This window comes from Synechococcus lacustris str. Tous, from assembly GCF_003011125.1.
Taxonomy (GTDB): Bacteria; Cyanobacteriota; Cyanobacteriia; order PCC-6307; family Cyanobiaceae; genus Synechococcus_D; species Synechococcus_D lacustris.
On the sequence record NZ_PXVC01000274.1, the window covers coordinates 1 to 725 of the forward strand.

Here is a 725-nt window from a genome sequence, read left to right on the forward strand (position 1 = left end):
GCTCGCCTTTGCGCGAGCGACCTGAGCAATCGCGGCAGGGCTCCGGGATGAGCGCACCTATCGGTGCTGATTTGCAGAGCGCACCTATCGGTGCGACACCAGGAACGCTTCGATCCAGTCGTGGTAACCCCGCTGCTGGGAGATGCGATCAGTCTTCGGTGTTGGGAGCCTTCAGGTGAGGGCGGCTGTGCCCGGACTGGATTCAGTGCGGTGCTCCAGTCGCTCAGCGAGCCACACTTTGATGATCGACTGTCGTGTCACGCCAAGGCGGGTGGCCTCCCAGAGCCGGGCCGCTGCACTGACCTTGACCACGGCAATCGGCACCGGGGAACGAGACGCCATGCGGCGGGCTTCTCTCACCAGCGAGGCCGTGCCGGCACCACCGGGGAAGGCCACTACCAGCACTGAGGTGAGGCAGCTAGAAGAGCTGCGAGCAACAGCGCGGGCAACGGCCTGCTCAAGCAGAGCCCGATTACGGATTGGCCCAGCGGCCCGGCCATGGAGCTGCCATTGGGCCGGCATCACCAGGGCTGACCAACCCAGCTGCTGGGCAGCGCGACCAATGGCGGCATCAGCGCCGCGGGCACCGCCATGGAGGAGCAAATGCACCAGGCGGCCACTGCTGCGGGCGAGCAGCTCAGCGGCAATGCGCTGCTGGGGCCAGGCCAGATCACGACCACCACCGGCCGCGATCACAAGCGAGTGGGATGGGGCTATTTCAGGGC

General features: G+C 66.5%; 1 protein-coding gene. It reads right to left on the reverse strand.

Going from position 1 to position 725, the window contains the following annotated elements:
* Positions 1-171 precede the first annotated feature (171 nt).
* A partial coding sequence (locus C7K08_RS16260) for a hypothetical protein (RefSeq protein ID WP_206603898.1) occupies positions 172-725 on the reverse strand: 554 nt, incomplete at its 5' end.